Raw genomic sequence first — 18,918 nt, 5'->3', positions numbered from 1 at the left:
GCCTAACCCCGGGTTCGTCGCTCCGCTCCTCCCGTTCTCGCATGATGCGTCGAGTCCCGCACTATGTCCGACATAGTGCGGGAATCGACGCATCATGCGAGAACAGCCGGGACGGGTTTCGTGGAAGGGCGGAGTGAGACGATCTTGTCAAGTAGTCTCAGGGGAGATGAGGGGAGCGGGCAATGGAACTGACGGTATCGCCGGGGCATCAGCGGCTGCGGGATCGAGTTAAGCGGGCCACGCGCGTCGAATTGTTTCCGACGGACGACGTCCGCGCAGCGTTCCAGGCGGGACAGACCGCCGGTGATCCGACCGCCGAAGCGTTTGTCGCCGAGACCTACCACGGCGAGATGGGGGGTGCGGCAGCAGCGGCAATGCTCGACGAAGCGCTCCGCGTCGGGATCGACAAGGTGCCCGACGCCCCCGAATCCATGCGCGCCCTGTTCAACGAATTTGAAACCATCCCCGACTGGCTCGATCCCGACCTCATTGAGCAGGGGGCGGCAGTCTGGCGCCGGTGGGGCTACAACATGGGCGCGGTCGGCAACGCCGGAACCATGGACACCTACACCGAAGGGTCCCTTGCCGTCCCGCTGTCGTTGGCTGGCGGTTACGCCGGAAGCAGTGCACTGAACCGCTACCTCGAGACCAGCAAGTGGTGGCTGGAAGTGTGCCAGCCCGGCGCCGTCCTAACGCCGGGGTCCAAGGCGCGTGAACTGTCGCTGAAGGTCCGCGTGATGCACGTGTCGGTTCGCGCGCGGGTGGCCTCCCATCCGGAATGGGATGCGAAAGCGCACGGACTGCCGATCAGCCAAAGCGAAATGATGCTGACCCTCCTCGGCGGCAGTGTGGGACCGGCATTCGGTCTGATGGGACTGGGTTTCCTCACCAGCCCCGCCGAGGTCCGCGCCGTTCTGCACTACAACCGCTACCTCGGACACCTGGTGGGCTGCAGCGTCGACGACATGTATCCGACCACCTACCGCGACGGCTTGCGGTTGCTCTACTACTTCGACGCGACCCGCAAGCACGATTCCGGCTCGCTCGGTGCCGAACTCGTCGAATCGTTTGTGCCCTCGTTTGAGCCAGCGCCGAGCGTTCGCGGCGTCGCGCGCCTGCGCGCCAAGTTTCATCTGCACCTGCAGGCCGGGTACACGCGACTCTTTATGCTCCCGTGGAATCGCCGCGACTACCGCCTCCCGAGCGGACTTCCGGGACTGGCCATTCTGTTCCTGCGCACCCCGTTTATTGTGGGCGTCGAACTTGCACGCCGCGTCAGCCCCGCCGTCGACGAGTGGTGGCAGCGCGGGTCCATGCGGCGCTGGCGTCGTTGGCACGCCTGGCACATGGGACAGCGCGAAGAGCAGTTCGACGCCACAAAAGCCCTGCGGCGCTAAATCGCCGTCCGCAACGCCTGGTACACGCTGTTGCCGAGGAATTCGGCGAGGTCGTCTGGCGTCCACTCGGGGCCGGATAGAAGGGTGCGGACGGCGGCCTCGCTGGCCGAAACCCACAATTCCACGAGGGGATACAGCTTCTTGGTGACGTCTTCGTCGGACATTCCCCAAGCGACGAGTGTCGGGCGCAGTAGCTTCATGCAGCGTTCAAAAGCGGCGGCGCGGCCGCGGCCAAAGAATTCGGCGACCTCCGAATCTGGGGAGCCGTACACCAGCCGCCACGTGTTTGGCTGATCGGCGACGGTCTCCAACAGTGCGCGGAATCCGTCGATGAAGACCGAGGCGTCGGCGTCGGCGGCGCGGTTATGCAAGACGGCCATCACCGATAATTTGAGTCGGTTCTCCTCGCGCTTCACTAACTCGGCGATCATCTCGACACGGTTTGCGAAGCACGTATAGATGACGGGCCTGGTAACGTTCAGCCGCTCGGCGACGGAGGCGACAGTAACTGCCGAAACCCCTTCTGACACAGCGATATCCAGTGCGGCGTCGAGAATTTGGGGTCGACGACGTTCCGGGCCGAGATGCTCGGCGCGCTGTCGCGGTGCAGTGGTGGAAGCCATCGGGCCAATCCTAGTGGCCAGCGCTCTGCTGCGGACTCATAGTTGATTCCGCGCCGACACAGAAATGTCGGAGTTCGGTGTCATAGTGTAAGTGGCACAGAAACTCTGTACGACGAGGGGAACGCAGCATGGTCGAGAAGTCTGTTGCCGGTTCGGGCACGTTGGGGCCGGTCGAGTTGAATCTCGTCACGCTGCCAGACGGGGCGGCAGCACCCGACGTGATCGCGGCATTGGTGCAGCAAGTGCGCGCTGGCGTAATCCGGGTGGTCGACTTCGTGACGGTCAAGAAGACCGACTCCGGTGTTGTTGAGATTCAAGAACTCGAACTCGACGCGGGCGGTCTTGAAGATCTCAACGTGGAACTCGTGGTTCCGGGCCTCACCAGCAACGAGGACATCGACCTCCTGGCGGCGGATCTGGAACCCGGTGCCGCTGCCGCTATCGTGGCGTTCGAATTGGTGTGGGCCCGCGACCTCGCTCATCGGCTTGCCGCAAGCGGTGCGGAAGTTGTTGCCGTCGAACGTATTCCAGCCACCATCGTGAATGAAATTGTGGCGATGGACGAAGCCGAGCTTCAGACCGGAGAATAACTGCGGTTGTACCGCTCACCGTTCTGAAAGAGCCGTCGACGACAATTGTCGTCGCTGAAGGGAAATGATCGTGATTAGAAGAAATGGTCGACCTGGCCTTATTGGACTAGCGGCCCGGACCGCTGTTGTCACCGGCACCGCCGGGGCTGTGCAAAACCGACAGATGAACCGTCGGCAAGAGCAGGCTCAGCAACAAGCGCAGCAGCAGTACATTGCCGAGCAGCAGTACGCGCAACAGCAAGCCCAGCAACAACAGTTCGCACAGCAGCAGCCGGCACCGCAGTCGGCGGCTGGCGGCTCGTCGGACCTGATTGCGGAATTGTCGAAGCTCGGCGAACTGCACACGCAGGGGCTGCTGACCGCTGAAGAATTCGCGGCGGCAAAAGCTAAGCTCCTCGGCTAATGTTGTCGGCTTAGCTGCCGCGGTGGAGTGAAGATTTTGGGAGCAAATCACTCGAAGCGGGCGATACTGGAGTGACACAAGGGGAAGATAGTAGGCGACCATGTTCATCTCACTGATCGGAGCACGTCATGTCCTCTCCCGACAACCGTGAGCTAAGCCCTGTCAAGCAGGGAATCGCTGGCGGCGCCACCTTCGCGGCGGCAATGCTGCTGTTTGTCGGCGGCATCCTTGGAGTACTCCAGGGCATCTCGGCCGTAGCCAAAGACGAGTTGTTTGTCCCCACACTGAACTACGTGTTCTCGGTGGACCTAACCGGCTGGGGCTGGATTCACATCATCATCGGTGCCATCGCCATCGCGATTGCATGCGGAATGATTGCCGGGGCAACTTGGGCACGGGTCGCGGCGATCGTCATCGCATCGATTTCGATCATCGCGAACTTCCTCTGGCTGCCGTACTACCCGTGGTGGTCGATCCTGATCATCGCTATCGACGTCATCATCATCTGGGCGGTCTCGACCTGGCGCGCTGCGTAGCAGCGCAACGGAAATAACGCTCGACCCGCGCCGCGGGTCGAGCGTTATTTTTGCCTCACCACATTCTCTATTTCACAACGTCGGCGATCGGGACCGACCCGTCGGTGAAGGGGATATCGGTGTGGATTGTCGCGGGGGCATGGAGTGCCGCCGCGGCAACCAAGGCGACGTTGGCTCGGGACGTGCCAGCATTGCCCGGGGCGCGTTGAGCTGTCGGATCGATGAGTCCCGACGGCTCGTCTAGGGTCAGTGCCCCCGGCATCAGGATGGTCCAGTCGAGGTCGGTCGCCCGCAGCGCGGTGTCGGCTGCGGCCTTGGCTTCGGCATAGGCGAAGAACGAACTGTCGTCGGGGACTCCGTGATCTGGTCCAGCGCCCAGGTACGACACCATGAGGTACCGGCGGACGCCAGCGTCGAGCGTCGCCCGCATCGACCTGATGGCCGCATCTCGGTCGACGGCATAGGTGCGTGCGGGATTGCCGCCCCCGGCCCCCGCACTAAAGACCACGGCATCGAAGCCCGCGATGGCTGCCGCCAGTTGCTGCTGGGTGGCCGTTTCGACGTCGAGGACAAGCGGGGTCGCGCCCGTGGCGGCGACCTCATCAGCGTGGGCGGGGTTTCGGATCACGGACGTGACGGTGTCGCCTCGCTCAATCAGGAGCGGTGCCAGCAGTAGAGCGACCTTGCCGTGACCGCCAAAAATAATGATGTCAGCCATGGCGTCGACCGTACTCCCGTTAGCGCAGCGGCACCGCGACGTCCGAGCCGCCCTCGTGCGTCAGGCGGGTGCCAACCTGCACTAACTGTGGTTCTGCCGTGAAACCGCCAGCGAACAACGCCTGCCCTTGGCCAAACGTCATCGCCCGGTCGAGGAGTTCACTGGGGGCGTAGCCGAAGGTCCGGGCGAGGTCTTCGAGGTCGTGCGCCGAACTCATCCGCATCAGGGCGAGGTTGTCGCACTGTGAAAGGGCATTCGGATGCACCTTTGACGGTCGTTGCGTCGAAAGCAGCAACCACAGCCCGTACTTGCGGCCCTCGGCGGCAATCTGGACGATCCGGTCGGTCAGCAAGTGCTCCAACGGTGTGCCCGGGCTGGGGGAACACAGATTGTGGGCCTCATCGATCACGATGAGCCGTCCGATGCGGTCGTGCCGATGCGCCCACAGGTCGTCCAGCACGGCCAGGGCCGCGGTCTGCATCTGTTCTTTCACTTCAAACGAGCCGAGGTCGACGATCGTCGCATCCGGTCGGGAATGCACCACGGCCGTGACGTCCTGGTCGTCGTACGCCCACATATCCCACTCGACGACGCCGAGGTTCTCAATTCGACGGGCGATGGAATGGAAGGCCGGATCGTCGCTGTTCCGTAGGAGGTCGACCAGGGGTTCCCCCCGGGCGGGTAGTTCAATGTCGCGGACGCGAAGCATGGTGTTGTATTCGGCGGCGTCGTGGATCGGGTCGAGTTTGAGCACTGCGGCCCGCGACCGGATGTCCATGTCGACGAACCTCACCCGCAATTGCTGGCCATCGCCGGGCTTGGAGTGCAGTACGTGAACGGACCGTTGGGCGAGCTCGGCGGCCGCCGCCGGCGTCGCGTCGTCCCGGATCTCGCCGAGACGCACAAAGTCGGAGTTGGGGTCGAAAACCACGATCGGCAGTTTCGTGTTGAGGAGGATCTGTTCCAGCATCACGCCTAGTGAATAGGTCTTGCCGGAACCACTCTGGCCGCACCAGAAGGTATGGCGGTTGAGTTTTTCCGCGCGCAGATTGGCGGGACTGTCGGAATCGAGATGCGTGCCGATGGGTAGTTCAGAAGCCATGGCTGAAGTTTAGTAGTCGTCTGTCGTGTGACGTGCTTCTCGTCTGGTACTCACAGTGCGCCCGGCCTCGGTGGTCTGGTTGGTGCGAGCTCTGCAAACATCTAAATCATGCTGTCCGATATGTCCCATGTCCCGATAACGCGGGTTGCGGCTCATTCGACAGGGCCCCAGTTTGGGTGACACCAAACGGGCCACTCCGGGTCGAAATGTCCTGTGTGTCGGTAATTTTCGAGCGACAGGACACATTGCAAAACAGTCAGAATCGGACGTTTAGAACATAACGGTTAGATAACGGCTGATCCAGGTGTGACCCGGGCTACATCTTCGAGCAATATGAGTAGTGCGTTCAAGCGACAAGGTTCGTTTGTTCGTGCGAACAAAATCTCTACTACTTGTTCGCAGTACCCTCCCCTTAGAGAAAGAAGCACATCATTGCTGACGGTCCCATCCGCTTGGAAATCGACTTCCTCGGACCGATCATCGACGCACTGACCGGCGGCTCGAGCGATTAGTCGCAGTCGTTAAAGACTGAGTTGGGCCGTCTCCGTACTTCGGAGGCGGCCCAAACTCATTTGTGTTGCAAACCCTCCCACCTCCCCTTAGGAGGCTTTCCATGCCTGAAATCTTTACCCTCGACGACGCAAACGTGGATGCCGCGGTGAAGCTCATCGCCAGAGGCGTCGCTGAAATTCCCCTCTACCAGTGGTTGCTCGGCGAACACGTCGACGACGAGGAAAAGTGCGAGTGGTTGGCGGAACTACTCCTGCGTCCATTGCAGCGCGTCGGCTGTGTAGTCGGGGCCCGCGAGGAAGGGCGCCTGGTTGGCGTCCTCGTGTGGCAGCCCCACGACGTCAACTTGTCGCCAGATGGGCAACCGCCGATCACCCCGGCCGATGTAGCTGTCGCCGCGCAAACTCCGGGGCTCCGCGAGCGCCTGGCCAACCTGTGGACCACCCAGCCGCTCCCGCTTCCGGTAGAAGACGCGGTTTGCTGCGTTCTCAGCGTCGTCGAACCTAAGTATCGCGGCGGCCCGATGCTTTACGACATGACCGTAAAGGTCGAGGACTTCTGCCACGAGAACGATCGCCCGTTCTACTGCTGGACGGGGTCGTCGCACGTGCGGGACTGGTTTGTGCGCGGTTGGGGCGCGATGGTCTTCGACACCAGGGAGTGGGAAGGCCGTCCCATGTACGGGCTCGTCACCGAGCGGCCGCCGCGGCGTGGAGTCGCCTCGGCAGAGCGTCGCGCAGCAGTACCGGCAAGCGCTACCACCTAGGTCGTCGTCGACGCCGCTCGGTCGTATTCGCTCGCGATCATTCGCACCCAGCGACGATCGGAGAGGCCGGGCGGCGTCGTCAGTAGATCACTCTCCACCGGCGTTCCTTCGGGTCCGCGTAGCCAGCCGGCAATCGTCTGGGCGCGGGCCTGGGGGCTGAGCTCGGTATCAATGTTTCCCATGGGGACCAGTCCCGCTCCGGCGTGCAGATACAGGCCGTCGAGGATCTGTGAGACGCGATCGTCGGCCTTCAACACGGTGACTGTCGACTGATAATCGGCTTCGACCAACTCCGGGTGTGAGGCGAGGAGTGTGTTCCACAGTGCGCTGGTTTGGCGGAGTACTGCGGACGCGCTGAACCAGGATTCGATCATCACCGAGCAGCAAGCGAGGCTCAAGATGATGATTGCGATGGCCCACCACGGGTTTGTCGGATCGGTGCTGGACGGGTTTGCCAGGAGGATCGCGACCACCACCAATAGGCCAGCCAGATAGCCGGCGATGGCGCGGCCCAGTGGATTCCAGGCGATATAGCGCAGGCCTACCACCAAGGCAAAGACGCCGACCGCCACGATAAACCACGATCCGACGGCGATGTTGTCGGTCACGGTGATCGCGATCAGATCGGCGATTGCTGCCAGCGGAATGAGCACGGTGGCGATCGTGAGCGTGCGACGGCTCACGCGCGGCCACGCGGCGGCGGCAATGAGCGCGGTTGCTGCGGACACCACCACCCAGCAACCGATGAAAACGCGGGTCGCCAGGCTGCCGTCGTTCGGCGAAATCACGACGGCGACGGTGGGCGTACGGACTGCGGCTGCAGCGGTCATGGCGATTGCGGCTACCGCGACGGAACTGCGGGCCAACGACGGCGGTCGGATCGTCAGTCGGCCGAGCCGGGCCCCGACTGCCGCGGCGCACAGGGCGGCGATTACCCAGGTGAGGCCGGTCAACCGAAGGCCTCGTCGTACCGCAGCATTGGCCGCCAAGTATTGCTTCGGTCCAGGTGGCTGAGTCGTTGGAGGAGTTGCGCGGCGAACGCTTCGGCTTCCCACTCCTGCAGGGCTAACTCGGAAGCCGATAGTGGTTCGGTGTCGGAGTCGCTGGACGCGAGGCCGAGCATGTAGGCGATCAGATCGTCTTCGGCGGCCTCTGTCGCCGAGTCGGTGGTGTTGCCAGGGTGACGAAAGACGATGTGCCCCAACTCGTGGGCCAGCGTTCGGGCTTCGCTGGGTAGTGACTTGGCAAGAATTATCTCGTCGTAACTGTCGTATTCGCGGCGTTGCCCCCACACGCCGGGGGCGAGGTCGTCGACTGTCACCTTGATGTCCCGGCGCCGACTTTCGCCGACCGCGTAGACGACCTCTTCGAGGGAGTTCGCGTGTTTCTGCGAGGCCACGTCGAGAACGGCATCGACTGCGGCGTGGACTCGTCGATGTGAGCGACGTGGCGTGTTCGAGCGATTCTGTGTGGCCATTGGGATTAACGCTCCGTTGGGCTCAGGAACTCGGCACGCGCGGCATTGACGCGGACTCGAGCTGCCCTGGCGCTGCGGAGAGTTACTGCGCCAGAAGCGGTTCCGACCAACAGCATCCCGGCGACGCCACCCGCGGCGGCGCCGAGCTGACCGGCGGTGGGGCCGTTAGACGCGGCGGCTGCGACGGCCTGCGGCGCCTCGGTGTTCGACGACTCTTGGGCGCTATCGCGAACAGCGTTGGCGGAGTTCGGGGCCGGATTTGCGGGGTTAGCGGGATTAGCCGGTACAGGGTTCGCGGCGGAGTTTGGTCGCTGCGCTTGTTTCGGGGCCTGGTTCTGCGCTGACGACCCCGGAGAACTCGGGTTGCCGGGAGCGTTTGGGTTGCCGGGAGCATTGGGGGATCCGGGCGAAGTTGGTGCCTGGGGCAGGTTGGGGGCCACCGGAACTTCGATGGTCGGATAGGGCGATCCGCTGCCACCTCCACCGCCGCCGAGGTTGGATTGGGAACCCCCGGTAGTGCCACCCCCGATAGCGCCACCGCCGGTGATGCCTCCGCCTGTGCTGGGCTGCGTGGTTGGGCCTGTGGGGCTAGTGGTGGTTGACGTCGTGTCCGGCACTGTGGGATCCGTCGTTGTGGGATCGGTTGGTGTGGTGTCGGTCGTGTCGGTCGTGGTGTCCGTCGCCGTGGGATCCGTTGTAGTGGGATCGGTTGCGGTTGTTTCCGGACGTGTGGTGTGGGTGTGCGTCGGATGAGTTGGATGGGTCGGGTGTGTCGTACGCGTGGGGTGGTGGCGTGCGGCGTCGCCGCCGTCGTCTGCACACGCCAAGCCACATGCCGGTTCGGCGGACACCGTCGAGGTCAACACCAACGACGCAGCGAGGGTGCCGAGCGCAATGGCGGCCGCACCGAGGGCGCGCGCGGTACGCGGAGATGCACCACGCAGGGGTTTACGTGGCAACTACTCGGGGCTTTCCGGGAGTCCTTCGCCGCGGCGCAGCTTTTCGGCCATGGTCGCGAGCATTTCCTGAGACTCGGCGGACAGATCGAACGCGCGGCTCGAAAGTCGACGCAGGCCGTGCCCTCGCAATTGCGAAAGCAATTCGAGGTCGTGGTCGATGCGGGCGGCGTAGACGTCGTCGTAGAAGTAGTCGGGCTTCACCTTGAAGAAACGGGCGAGCGCGGCGATGGTGTCCGGCGACGGATTTGTACGGTGGCCGTTGCGCAACTGGGAGAGGTACGGCTTGGAGATCCGGTGGCCTTCCGACGACAAGGTGGCCGCGACTTCCGCATTGGTATGCGGCCTGCGGCCTGGCGGGTGCACCGTTTCGAACAGCTTATTGAGCCGCCCTGCAAAACCTTCGTCCATCGTGCCTTCTCGTGTCTATTTGCCGTCTCGGTCGGGGATTAGTCGGTTTTAACCCATTGAGCCTATCCCGAAGCCCTGAAGCCAGCGCCTGTACTGTGACGCGGATGACGAAGTTGGCATGACTTCGCTGGGTCGGTTAACTCATCGGCAATTCTAGCAACCTTCGATAACCGTTAAGTATTCCGGTGATCACCTCAGGTCGCAGAATTTGATTTTCACCGCGATGATATAAATTCACCATGGCGCAATTGGCCTGCATAAACATAGTTATGCTGGGGTGTGACGCAACTTACCTTGGGGTCATTGGCAAGGTTGCTATAAGGTAACTGGGTGTTCGGGTGACTGAACGCATTGCGCAATCACATGTGGCTTGTCTGCTGGTGGCGGGTGAAATCCTGGGGGGGAGCATCCGCCACCGGCGCAAGGCCAACTACTACTCGCAGATTGCACCATTAGACGCCGACGTCACCAGCTTTGAGTACTTGGCAAGGACCCCGCGCGTGTAGCGGGGCGGAAGCGGAACAAAGCTCTTCGCTCGCTCAGCCAGTACCGCCTCGTCGACCAGGATGTCGAGCGTTCCCTGCGCCACGTCGAGCCGGATTCGGTCGCCATCTTCGACCACGGAAATCGGCCCGCGATCCACGGCTTCCGGAGCCACGTGGCCCACGCACAGTCCGGTGGTTCCGCCGGAAAAGCGCCCGTCGGTCAGCAGCAATACATCTTTGCCGAGGCCCGCGCCCTTGATGGCACCGGTGATCGCCAACATTTCGCGCATGCCCGGCCCGCCCTTGGGGCCTTCGTAGCAGATCACAACGACGTCGCCCGCCGTGATGGTGCCGTCCTCGAGGGCATCCATGGCTGCGCGTTCCCGGTCGAAGACTCTGGCGACGCCCTCAAAGACGTCGGAATCGAAGCCCGCTGACTTCACGACCGCGCCGCCCGGGGCCAGCGTTCCGTTCAAAATGGTGATGCCGCCGGTGGGGTGGATGGGGTTCTTCATCGCGTGCAGAACGAGGCCGTCGGGGTCGGGTGGGGCGATGTCGGCGAGATTCTCAGCGACGGTCTTGCCCGTCACGGTGAGGCAGTCGCCGTGGAGGAGACTGGCGTCGAGCAGTGCTTTCATAATCACAGGGACGCCGCCGATGCGGTCGACGTCGGTCATGACGTGCTGGCCGAAGGGCTTGACGTCAGCCAGATGTGGAACCCGGGCGCCGACGCGTTTGAAGTCGTCGAGCGAGAGTTCAACATGGGCTTCGTAGGCGATCGCCAGCAGATGCAGCACGGCGTTGGTGGACCCGCCGAATGCCATCACCACGGCGATCGCGTTCTCGAATGCTTCCTTCGTCATGATGTCGCGCGCGGTGATTCCGCGGCGCAGCATTTCGACGACCGCCTTCCCCGATTCGCGGGCAAAGCCATCGCGGCGCCGGTCGGGGGCCGGCGGTGCGGCGCTTCCGGGCAGAGACATGCCGAGTGCTTCGGCGGCGCTGGCCATGGTGTTGGCGGTGTACATGCCGCCGCACGCGCCTTCGCCGGGGCAAATGGCGCGTTCGATAGTGTCGACGTCTTCGCGTTTCATGAGTCCGCGCGCACAGGCACCGACGGCTTCGAAGGCATCGATAATGGTGACTTGATGCTCGGATCCGTCCGAGAGTTTCGCGTATCCGGGCAGGGTTGAACCGGCATAGAGAAAGACCGACGCGAGATCGAGTCGCGCCGCGGCCATGAGCATTCCGGGCAGCGACTTGTCGCAGCCAGCCAACAGAACGGACCCGTCGAGGCGTTCAGCGCTCATCACAGTTTCGACGCTGTCGGCAATCACCTCGCGTGACACCAGCGAGAAGTGCATTCCCTCGTGGCCCATGGAGATGCCGTCGGAAACGGAGATGGTTCCGAACTCCATCGGAAACCCGCCGCCCTCGTGGACTCCCTCTTTAACGGCCTTAGCGAGGCGGTCGAGCGAGAGGTTGCAGGGTGTGATCTCGTTCCACGACGAGCCGACCCCGATCTGTGGTTTCCCCCAGTCGTCGTCGCCCATGCCGACCGCCCGGAGCATGCCGCGCGCGGCAGTTCGCTCCAGACCGTCGGTCACATCGCGGCTACGGGGCTTGATGTCGGGATTGTTGCCGGTGGAGTCGGTAGCCATGCTCTGACGATAGTGCTGATTGGGATGGAGGTCACGAGTTCGCCCGCTTCGGCCTCGGGGCCGGTCCGCTACTTCCTTACAAGCACCACTCCGGGGCGGTCGAAGGCCAGGGAGTTCTTAGTTGCCTGGATGTTCGTTTCGTAGACGTGGGCACCGTTGAACTGTTTGCGGATTAGGCGATTGAGTTCCGCATTCTCGGGCCGCCAGGGCGCGGCGCTGCGGAAGTCGATGGCACCCTCCAGGGTGCGGGGATTGTTGTCGAGGCCGGGACCGCGGGGGAGAAGGCGCAGGCCGTCGGTGGTGTACAGCTCGACGTTGAACGTGCGGCCGGTCGGCAACGTCAGGGTGACGGGATGCTTCGTTTGGGCCCACTCGAAGTTTTCGGTGGTCATGGTCCAGCCGTCGGGCAGCTTGCCACGGAAGTTCACCTTGTTCTTCGGGGCGAGGGTCAGGGCCGTCTGGTTGGTGCTCGGGTCGCCGTGCAACACCTGCCCCCGCAGTGGCTGGCCCGTCGGGGTAAACGCCCACGTCGACGCCGTGATTGGCTTGTGCCAGTAGCCGGTGGTGCCGCCGCTCATACCCTCCACTCGAAGTTCGCGGTCTTCGGCGGTAGCGCCAGAATCGTGGATAGTGATCCGGGAGGTAACCGTCCCCGGGATCTTCGGTTGAGGCTTCCAATCCTCGCCGGGCAGGTCGATCGCCGCATAGCCGGGGTTGAATCGTTCAGCCAATTGGTTTGGCGCAGAAGGCTTCTTGGGTTGCGGCTGCCAAGAATAGCGGCCCGGAATGTGGTTGGCACCTGCGGTGTCGAGGTCGTAGAGACGGGTAAACATGTCGCCGTACTTGTTTTGCACCAGCGTCACCGACCCGGATGTGGAGATCGCATTCGCCTGGAATCGGCCCTGCTCGGGACCGCCGATCTCGTAGCTGAAGTCGGCGGGCAGCCACGGGTCCTGATAGATGATCCGCGAACCGTCGTCGGCCAAGCTCACCAACTCAACCAGTCCGGCAGTGGTGGGATGGGTGACGCCCTTGGGGTCTTTGAAGCTCGTCGAGATCCGGTGACTGATCGACCACTTGTTGGCGACGGGTTGCTTCGCGGCTTTGTTGGGCACCTGCATGCCTGGCCACAACCAGATTGGGCCGCCGAACATGCGCGTCCAATTCCACAGCATCGGTCCGGACAGGAGGTTATCGAGGGAGTAGATGAAACCGTTCTTGTCCAGGGCCACCAGCATGTTGTTGTTGACTGAAATTGCGACTATTTCGCCGTCAAGGCAACCGGGGGTGGCGACCTTGCGCCACGGCTTCGACGAATGCCGGGCCCGCGCATACAGGTGACCGTTGTGCAGGACGGCTTCGGTCCTCGAGTTGAAACCCTGCGTGTTGTCGCGGAATTCGACCTTCGCTGGCAGCTTCTCCTGCCGCGGTGCGGGCGGAAGACCGTCGAACTCAGACGGGCCCTTGATGCTGGGTAGCGGCGTAAACAACCCGGGCAGCGGGGGAACCAGCTGGAAGGTGCTGATGAACGGAACGCAACCCAGCGGTTGGGGCGATGGTCGTGCCGATACCTCTGCCGAACCCAAACCGATACCGGCCGCAAGAAAGGTGGAGGCGAGAACGGCGGATAGCGCGGTGCGCGTGGTGGTGGTGCGGCCCATGAAACTCCCCCGTTGTCTCGGCCCGCGGTCCTCGGCCGATCGTGCTCTGACCGTATCGGGTCAAGTGCTCGCAGATCCGGAATCCTACTCAAATCGGCTGCCGATACACTCATCGCATACGTCACGGTGTTCGGGAAGTCCGGTGAAAATCCGGCGCGGACTCGCCACTGTGAGCAGGTCCGACAGTCGTTTGGAGTGAAAATTTCCGGCCACTGGGTGTTTGCGCATCCGGGAAGGTACGACGTCGGGAGCCCTGCTAAGCCAGGAGACCGGCCGCGGCGTACCCCGTAGTTCCACGAGTATTGGAAAGGGGGGTCGCTTTGCGTACCCTTTGGAAGTTCGGCCCGAGCGCCGCTGTTGGTCTGTCGGTGGTGCTGGCGCTGAGTGCCTGCACCACAGCGGAGAGTTCCACCGATGCAGGTGCGGCCATCCGGCTGGCGAACTGTGGTCGGACGGTAACGCTGGCCAAGCCTGCAACGTCGGCCATCACCGTCAATCAGGGCGCGACGGAATCCGCGCTCGCCATCGGCGCAGCGCAACAGCTTGTTGCGACGGCCTATCTTGACGACGCCATCTCGCCGAAATGGGCGGATGCCTACGGTCGGATCGACGTGCTCTCGGACAAGTACCCCGAACGTGAGGCGCTGCTGGAGAAGCGGCCCGATCTGGTGGCGGCGTCGTACGCGTCGGCCTTCACCGATAAGGCGCTCGGTAGCGAACAGTCGTTGGCCGACCTGGGAATTGCGGCCTACGTCTCGCCGTTTGGGTGTGCCGACAAGTCCGCGCGGCCGGCGCCGTCGTGGGCGGCTGTCGCCGGCGAGACCAGCGATTACGGCACGCTCTTCGGCCGGACTGAGCAAGCCGACAAAGTCAACGACGCGATGCGCGCCACCCTCGCTGAGCTCAAGGCAAAGCATGCCGGGGCAGGGAGAACGATCATGTGGTGGGACGCCAAAACCGACAGCCCATCCGTAGGCGGGCGGGGCGGCGGACCACAGCTGGTGATGGATGCGGTCGGCGCGACCAATGTGTTCGGTCAGCTTTCGGGCAACTGGGCCGACACCAGTTGGGAGGCCGTGCTGAAGGCGGATCCCGACGTCATTGTTCTTATCGACGCCAGCTGGGACCCGGCCGCTGCCAAACGCGCCTACCTCGAATCCGACCCCGCGCTGCGGGATCTTTCCGCGGTAAAGAGGGCCTCGTACGTGGTGGTTCCGTTCTCCGAAAGCACACCGGGTGCTCGTCTGATCGACGGGGCGGTCCGACTGTCGGACGCGCTCGCGGGGTAAGCGATGTTGCGCAAACGAGTCCGTCCGGCCCCGAGCTTTATGCTCTGGACCGGGGGACTGTTGGCTGCGCTCCTGGTCAGCATGGCTTTTGGCGTGGTGATCGGGTCGGCAGATCTATCGCTGAGGACGGTCTTCGACGCCATCCTCGGTCGCCTCGGAAGCGGCTCGGGGGTCAACGTGCTCGACGAGCACATCGTCGTCGACCTACGACTGCCGCGGGTGGTTGGGGCAGCGGTGGTGGGTGCGGGTTTGGCGGTGTGCGGTGCAGTGTTGCAGTCGTTGACGGGCAATCAGTTGGCTGATCCGTACATTCTCGGGATGTCGGGCGGCGCGGCCTTGGGTGCATCGGTGGTGCTTAGCACCGGTCTTGGCTTGGGGATCATGTCCGGCGGGCCGGTTGTTTCTGTTGCGGCGTTTATCGGGGCCATGGCGGCGCTGCTGTTGGTGTTCGCGATCGCGGTGACCCGCGGCGGGGCCCTACTGCCCGGCCGACTGATCCTGGCGGGCGTGGCTGTGGGACAGTTGGCGGCCGCCCTCAGTTCGGGGCTGATCTATTTTGGTCCGCACGGGACGGCCGAGCGGGTGATGTTTTGGTCGCTGGGGTCGGTCGCGGGGGTTCGGTGGAACACGCTCGCGCTGAGTGCGGCGGTGACCGGTGTGACGGTGGTTGTGGTGCTGTTTTATGCCCGGACGCTCGACACCTTCGCCTTCGGTGAGCGGGCTGCCGCCGGTCTCGGTACGGACATTTCTCGGACGCGATGGATTCTGTATGCGCTGGTGTCGCTATGCACCGCAGTGCTGGTGGCGATGTCCGGGATCATCGGCTTTGTCGGCCTGGTGATTCCACACGCGGTGCGCTTCCTCGTCGGCCCGTTGCACGCGCGGGTGCTGCCGCTCGCGATCGTGATGGGGGCGTTGATCGTGGTGTGGTCGGACATCGTGGCACGCAGTTTGCTGCCCGCCCGCGAACTGCCGCTCGGCCTCGTCACCTCGGCGATCGGGGTGCCCGCCTTTATCTGGCTGCTACGACAGAAGGGCACCGAATGAACTTCGACGTGTACGGCGCCAGCGTGATCCGGGACGGCAACCCGATCTTGAGCGACGTGACGTGCAGTGCGCGCGCCGGGGAGTTCACCGGGATCATCGGGCCCAATGGTTCGGGTAAGTCCACGCTGCTGTCGTTGCTGATGCGGTGGCAGAAGCCCGACACTGGCCGCGTCCTTCTGGGTGGCCGCGACGTGCAGACTATTCGACGCCGCGAGTTTGCCCGGACCGTTGCCGAGGTGGAACAGCATTCGGCGACGGTGCTGGATTTGTCGGTGGAGCAGATCGTCGAACTTGGCACCATCCCGCACGATGCGGGTTGGGGGTGTCCGCTGGGGGAGGCGTCGCAGGATGTGGAGCGGGCCCTCGATGCCCTGGGCCTTCGACCACTGCGTCGGCGGGCGTGGCACACCCTTTCGGGCGGTGAGCGGCAGAAAGTCCAGGTGGCGCGTGCGCTTGCTCAGCGTCCCGAAGTGTTGGTGCTCGACGAACCCACCAATCATCTCGATGTTTCTGCGGGCGTCCAGTTGCTCAGTGCGGTACGAGAACTGGAACTGACGGTGGTCGCAGCCATCCACGACTTGCATCTGGCAGCGATGTTCTGCGACCGACTGGTGGTCCTCGATCAGGGGGTGGTGCAGGCGATCGGCACACCGACGGAGGTCCTCACTCCCACACTGTTAGCGCAGGTTTACGGGATTGATGCCGAGGTGATTGAGCATCCGCGCACGGGCGCTCCGCTGGTGGTGGTGTGCGGTGCCGCCGATCAGCATGCGCGAAGGGCGGGCGTATGAGTGGCGTTGACTGGGTGATCGTCACCGCACCCACCGATCGCGGCAACGATCCGGCCGCCGAGCTTCAGTCGGGGCTACGCGTGCTGCGCGAGCGTCGGCCGGGTGTGGAGTTTCGCGTCGCGGTTCTTGGCGGCACCGCGTCGACGATTACCGAGGAACTCGATCGCGCCGCTGCCGCCTGTGCGCGACGGGTGCTGGTGGTGTCCGGGCAGACGGTCGTCGACCGCAAGATGGATGCCTGGTTCCGCCGGGTGATTGGGCATTGGCTCCGGACGCGAACCGCGTCCCAGTATGTGCCCGACGTTCGTATCGGGCGGTCGCTCTGTGACGGTGACGCCTACGCTGGCGTGCTGGAGTCGGCGCTCGACGACGGTGGTGAGCCTGCGAAAACGACTGTCGCGCCGTTGGTTTCGCCTGCGTGGGAGAAGGTGCCTGGGTTCGGTCGGCACGTCCTGGTGTGCCGGGGGCCGCGCTGTTCGGCGCAGGGGTCGGGCGAGTCAGCGCGTGTTCTCGACGCCGAACTCGAGGCGCGCGGCCTGGGCGACGACGACGTTCTCGTCACTGTGACGGGTTGCCTTTTCCCGTGCGCGCAGGCTCCGGTGGTCGTCGTATATCCGGATAACGCCTGGTATTCGGGGCTCACGGCCGACCGCGTCGCGGCGGTCGTAGATCAGCACCTCGCGGGAGGTACGCCCGTTTCCGAGTGGTTGGGTGAGCGCACTTAATGGCGGCTTGCTCGGTCGTTAACTGCGAAAGCGGGCAGGGAGGTTCAGTCTTGGCGTATCGCGCGCGGGCGATATACCGGGTTCGTGCGAATCGAATGACCGAAATAACCGTAATACGGTGTGACAACCATCACCCCGGGTAATAAACGTGACGCATCACACTGAGTGATCGTTTGGTCGATAACCTGTCGGCGACAGCCATCCACCTGGCTGACGTCGGGGCAAACCTCACGAAGGGACCGTTCGTTGCGAGTCACAATCACACCCACACGCAAATGCGTGACGACGAGCGTCGCGCTCATTGGCGCAGGCGCAATCGCACTCACTCCGCTGGCCAACACCGCGCCAGCCTTTGCCGCAGAACCCGAAAGCCCGATCTCTGCTGGGCTCGGTGTCCTGTTGAGCCCACTCGGTGAGTACACCGGACTCCTGCAAGGTGTGTTCACGAACTTGGGGCCGTGATCGGCGACGCTATCGGCCCGGGGATGCCGATCCTTGAGCAATTGGTCGCCAACCAGATTGAGACCATCACGGCTCTGGCAAGCGGTGGTACTCAGGCGGCAGCCACCATGACCCAGATGCTGACCAACTTCGCGATCCCCAACCTTATCGAGGCGGCGGAAGCCCTTGCTGCCGGTCAGGTCGATGAGGCGCTTGTTAAGGTCTTCAACGGTGTGGTTATGACCGGCCTGTTCCCGATGATCGGCCTGATCGGGCCGCTGGGCAACGCCGTTCAGCAGCCGTTGACCAACCTCCTGGGCCTCAGTAAGTCGGCCACCATGTTGGGGGTCACGATGGGCTTGGGAGCAATCTCCATGGGTATCGGCACCGTGTACAGCACGGGCAATTCAGTGCAGCCGATCATTGACGCGCTCAAGGCGGCCGACCCAATGGCCGCCCTCCAAGCACTTGTTGTTGCGCCAGCAGTATTTGCCAACGGAATGCTGAACGGGTCGCTCGAAGAAGGTATTCCTGGCCTGCTCACCGACGGTGGCATTATCAAGGCGATCATCGGCGCGCGGGACTTGATTGCTGGCGTTCTCGGCGCTCCCGCAGGCCGATCGGCTGTGACCGCCGGTGCGTTCTCCCTGGACACCGGGGAGTCCGCAGCGAACACGGTGGCCGTGACGCTTCCTGATGCAGCACCCGTTGTGGACGCTCCGGATGTTCCTGCTGCAACGGCCGCTCCGGAAGCCATCGTCGACGATGCCCCGGCCGCAGTCGAAGTCCCGGAGGTTCCGGCACCTCCTGCTGAACTGCCATCCGTCAGTGAGGCACCCAGCGATCCGGTCAGTACCGCGGACTTCGGTGGTGGAGACCTTGTCAGTGCTGGAGCTGGCGACACCAGTTCAGGCGGTGACGTCGGCCTCGGATAGCGGCTCTAAGTGCGACTGCGCCTCGTCCCCAACCTGGGGGCGGGGCGCAGTTGTTGGGGTTGGGGGTCAGTGGCTCCTCGATGCTCTCCCTCGCTGCAATCGGTCGACGAAAATTGTCAGAGCCTCGCGATAGTCTTCACACATACAAGCGAATAAAGAGTGAACTAGTCCACCAACTAGTTTACGAACAGTGCGAGAAGGTGACCCCGATGGACCTAACCCAAGCAGTTGCCGAGCTCGCCCCGGCTGAGCTTGCCACCCTGGCCAGCACGGTCGCCACCCACCTGGCGGGCTCGGTGTTCACCGCCTCCACCGAGGGCCAACTCCTCGAAACCGCCGAGGTCCTCGAGCGTGCCAACCGCCGCTTCGATGGCGCCACCTCGGCTTTGCTGGC

Annotated in this window: 20 protein-coding genes, 1 pseudogene and 1 riboswitch; of the genes and pseudogenes, 12 read left to right on the top strand and 9 right to left on the bottom strand. The window is 63.5% G+C overall.

All coding sequences use genetic code 11. The features are described 5' to 3' along the window. Positions 1 to 182 precede the first annotated feature (182 nt). The gene (locus WBA38_RS00710; protein ID WP_424321816.1) at positions 183 to 1,397 is read left to right on the top strand and encodes an oxygenase MpaB family protein; all 1,215 of its coding nucleotides are present in this window, start codon (positions 183 to 185) and stop codon (positions 1,395 to 1,397) included. Here the strand turns inward: WBA38_RS00710 and WBA38_RS00705 are convergent. Then, positions 1,394 to 2,020: a TetR/AcrR family transcriptional regulator gene (locus tag WBA38_RS00705; protein WP_424321815.1), complete on the bottom strand. Its 627-nt coding sequence runs from the start codon at positions 2,018 to 2,020 to the stop codon at positions 1,394 to 1,396. The two genes, WBA38_RS00710 and WBA38_RS00705, sit on opposite strands and share 4 nt — an antisense overlap. A 128-nt stretch (positions 2,021 to 2,148) precedes the next feature. On the opposite strand from WBA38_RS00705, the gene WBA38_RS00700 reads away from it, so the two are divergent. The 3 genes from WBA38_RS00700 to WBA38_RS00690 all read left to right on the top strand — a co-directional run bounded on the left by WBA38_RS00700 (position 2,149) and on the right by WBA38_RS00690 (position 3,549). Then, a complete protein-coding gene (locus tag WBA38_RS00700) occupies positions 2,149 to 2,610 on the top strand; it encodes a DUF6325 family protein (RefSeq protein WP_424294082.1) in 462 nt (153 codons plus the stop codon). A gap of 163 nt (positions 2,611 to 2,773) precedes the next feature. After that, positions 2,774 to 3,013, top strand: coding sequence for an SHOCT domain-containing protein (locus tag WBA38_RS00695; protein ID WP_424321814.1), 240 nt, complete (start codon positions 2,774 to 2,776; stop codon positions 3,011 to 3,013). A gap of 128 nt (positions 3,014 to 3,141) precedes the next feature. Next, positions 3,142 to 3,549, top strand: a complete 408-nt coding sequence (locus tag WBA38_RS00690; protein WP_424296922.1) for a DUF7144 family membrane protein — start codon at positions 3,142 to 3,144, stop codon at positions 3,547 to 3,549. 67 nt (positions 3,550 to 3,616) lie between these two features. On the opposite strand, the gene WBA38_RS00685 is transcribed toward WBA38_RS00690, so the two are convergent. Together WBA38_RS00685 and WBA38_RS00680 are read right to left on the bottom strand one after the other, a co-directional pair. Further along, the gene (locus tag WBA38_RS00685) at positions 3,617 to 4,267 is read right to left on the bottom strand and encodes an NAD(P)H-binding protein (RefSeq protein ID WP_424321813.1); all 651 of its coding nucleotides are present in this window, start codon (positions 4,265 to 4,267) and stop codon (positions 3,617 to 3,619) included. Positions 4,268 to 4,286: 19 nt separating this feature from the next. Continuing rightward, entirely contained in the window at positions 4,287 to 5,369 is a 1,083-nt protein-coding gene (locus tag WBA38_RS00680) for an ATP-binding protein (protein WP_424296926.1), read from the bottom strand. Positions 5,370 to 5,982: 613 nt separating this feature from the next. Between WBA38_RS00680 and WBA38_RS00675 the strand changes: the two genes are divergently transcribed. Beyond that, on the top strand, positions 5,983 to 6,645 hold the full coding sequence (locus WBA38_RS00675; RefSeq protein ID WP_424296928.1) for a hypothetical protein: 663 nt from the start codon (positions 5,983 to 5,985) through the stop codon (positions 6,643 to 6,645). Here WBA38_RS00675 and WBA38_RS00670 read toward each other — a convergent pair. The 6 genes from WBA38_RS00670 to WBA38_RS00645 all read right to left on the bottom strand — a co-directional run bounded on the left by WBA38_RS00670 (position 6,642) and on the right by WBA38_RS00645 (position 13,296). Next, the gene (locus WBA38_RS00670; protein WP_424296930.1) at positions 6,642 to 7,598 is read right to left on the bottom strand and encodes a hypothetical protein; all 957 of its coding nucleotides are present in this window, start codon (positions 7,596 to 7,598) and stop codon (positions 6,642 to 6,644) included. The genes WBA38_RS00675 and WBA38_RS00670 overlap by 4 nt on opposite strands. Next, positions 7,595 to 8,122: an ImmA/IrrE family metallo-endopeptidase gene (locus tag WBA38_RS00665; protein WP_424321811.1), complete on the bottom strand. Its 528-nt coding sequence runs from the start codon at positions 8,120 to 8,122 to the stop codon at positions 7,595 to 7,597. Before WBA38_RS00665 ends, WBA38_RS00670 begins: the two co-directional genes overlap by 4 nt. 5 nt (positions 8,123 to 8,127) lie before the next feature. Continuing rightward, entirely contained in the window at positions 8,128 to 9,081 is a 954-nt protein-coding gene (locus WBA38_RS00660; RefSeq protein ID WP_424321810.1) for a hypothetical protein, read from the bottom strand. After that, positions 9,082 to 9,489: a helix-turn-helix domain-containing protein gene (locus WBA38_RS00655; RefSeq protein WP_424296935.1), complete on the bottom strand. Its 408-nt coding sequence runs from the start codon at positions 9,487 to 9,489 to the stop codon at positions 9,082 to 9,084. It lies immediately after the preceding gene. A gap of 433 nt (positions 9,490 to 9,922) precedes the next feature. Next, positions 9,923 to 11,635: a dihydroxy-acid dehydratase gene (gene ilvD, locus WBA38_RS00650; protein WP_424321809.1), complete on the bottom strand. Its 1,713-nt coding sequence runs from the start codon at positions 11,633 to 11,635 to the stop codon at positions 9,923 to 9,925. Positions 11,636 to 11,703: 68 nt separating this feature from the next. Beyond that, positions 11,704 to 13,296, bottom strand: coding sequence for a hypothetical protein (locus WBA38_RS00645; protein ID WP_424296938.1), 1,593 nt, complete (start codon positions 13,294 to 13,296; stop codon positions 11,704 to 11,706). A gap of 107 nt (positions 13,297 to 13,403) precedes the next feature. Next, a riboswitch (cobalamin riboswitch) is annotated at positions 13,404 to 13,588 on the top strand. Between the two features lie 28 nt (positions 13,589 to 13,616). Here WBA38_RS00645 and WBA38_RS00640 point away from each other — a divergent pair. The 7 genes and pseudogenes from WBA38_RS00640 to WBA38_RS00610 all read left to right on the top strand — a co-directional run. Then, entirely contained in the window at positions 13,617 to 14,585 is a 969-nt protein-coding gene (locus WBA38_RS00640) for an ABC transporter substrate-binding protein (RefSeq protein WP_424296940.1), read from the top strand. A 6-nt stretch (positions 14,586 to 14,591) separates the two neighbouring features. After that, on the top strand, positions 14,592 to 15,632 hold the full coding sequence (locus tag WBA38_RS00635) for a FecCD family ABC transporter permease (protein WP_424296949.1): 1,041 nt from the start codon (positions 14,592 to 14,594) through the stop codon (positions 15,630 to 15,632). Beyond that, a complete protein-coding gene (locus WBA38_RS00630) occupies positions 15,629 to 16,423 on the top strand; it encodes an ABC transporter ATP-binding protein (RefSeq protein ID WP_424321808.1) in 795 nt (264 codons plus the stop codon). Before WBA38_RS00635 ends, WBA38_RS00630 begins: the two co-directional genes overlap by 4 nt. After that, entirely contained in the window at positions 16,420 to 17,148 is a 729-nt protein-coding gene (locus WBA38_RS00625; RefSeq protein ID WP_424296944.1) for a (2Fe-2S) ferredoxin domain-containing protein, read from the top strand. Before WBA38_RS00630 ends, WBA38_RS00625 begins: the two co-directional genes overlap by 4 nt. Positions 17,149 to 17,427: 279 nt before the next feature. Further along, positions 17,428 to 17,610: a hypothetical protein gene (locus tag WBA38_RS00620; RefSeq protein ID WP_424296946.1), complete on the top strand. Its 183-nt coding sequence runs from the start codon at positions 17,428 to 17,430 to the stop codon at positions 17,608 to 17,610. Then, positions 17,607 to 18,524 (top strand): hypothetical protein, encoded by a 918-nt coding sequence (locus WBA38_RS00615; protein ID WP_424296948.1) that lies wholly within the window; start codon positions 17,607 to 17,609, stop codon positions 18,522 to 18,524. Before WBA38_RS00620 ends, WBA38_RS00615 begins: the two co-directional genes overlap by 4 nt. Before the next feature lie 209 nt (positions 18,525 to 18,733). After that, a pseudogene (locus WBA38_RS00610) lies at positions 18,734 to 18,918 on the top strand (hypothetical protein); the annotation flags it as partial.

Source organism: Gordonia sp. (in: high G+C Gram-positive bacteria) (assembly GCF_049647785.1).
Classification (GTDB): Bacteria; Actinomycetota; Actinomycetes; order Mycobacteriales; family Mycobacteriaceae; genus Gordonia.
Note: the sequence above shows the minus strand (reverse complement) of the source record. Positions and strands in the feature narration are given on the sequence as shown.

Bases quoted from the DNA above. Each gene is read 5' to 3' on its own strand.
- WBA38_RS00710 (WP_424321816.1), top strand. From the start codon at position 183: ATGGAACTGACGGTATCGCCGGGGCATCAGCGGCTGCGGGATCGAGTT.
- WBA38_RS00705 (WP_424321815.1), bottom strand. From the start codon at position 2,020: ATGGCTTCCACCACTGCACCGCGACAGCGCGCCGAGCATCTCGGCCCG.
- WBA38_RS00700 (WP_424294082.1), top strand. From the start codon at position 2,149: ATGGTCGAGAAGTCTGTTGCCGGTTCGGGCACGTTGGGGCCGGTCGAG.
- WBA38_RS00695 (WP_424321814.1), top strand. From the start codon at position 2,774: ATGAACCGTCGGCAAGAGCAGGCTCAGCAACAAGCGCAGCAGCAGTAC.
- WBA38_RS00690 (WP_424296922.1), top strand. From the start codon at position 3,142: ATGTCCTCTCCCGACAACCGTGAGCTAAGCCCTGTCAAGCAGGGAATC.
- WBA38_RS00685 (WP_424321813.1), bottom strand. From the start codon at position 4,267: ATGGCTGACATCATTATTTTTGGCGGTCACGGCAAGGTCGCTCTACTG.
- WBA38_RS00680 (WP_424296926.1), bottom strand. From the start codon at position 5,369: ATGGCTTCTGAACTACCCATCGGCACGCATCTCGATTCCGACAGTCCC.
- WBA38_RS00675 (WP_424296928.1), top strand. From the start codon at position 5,983: ATGCCTGAAATCTTTACCCTCGACGACGCAAACGTGGATGCCGCGGTG.
- WBA38_RS00665 (WP_424321811.1), bottom strand. From the start codon at position 8,122: ATGGCCACACAGAATCGCTCGAACACGCCACGTCGCTCACATCGACGA.
- WBA38_RS00655 (WP_424296935.1), bottom strand. From the start codon at position 9,489: ATGGACGAAGGTTTTGCAGGGCGGCTCAATAAGCTGTTCGAAACGGTG.
- ilvD (WP_424321809.1), bottom strand. From the start codon at position 11,635: ATGGCTACCGACTCCACCGGCAACAATCCCGACATCAAGCCCCGTAGC.
- WBA38_RS00645 (WP_424296938.1), bottom strand. From the start codon at position 13,296: ATGGGCCGCACCACCACCACGCGCACCGCGCTATCCGCCGTTCTCGCC.
- WBA38_RS00630 (WP_424321808.1), top strand. From the start codon at position 15,629: ATGAACTTCGACGTGTACGGCGCCAGCGTGATCCGGGACGGCAACCCG.
- WBA38_RS00625 (WP_424296944.1), top strand. From the start codon at position 16,420: ATGAGTGGCGTTGACTGGGTGATCGTCACCGCACCCACCGATCGCGGC.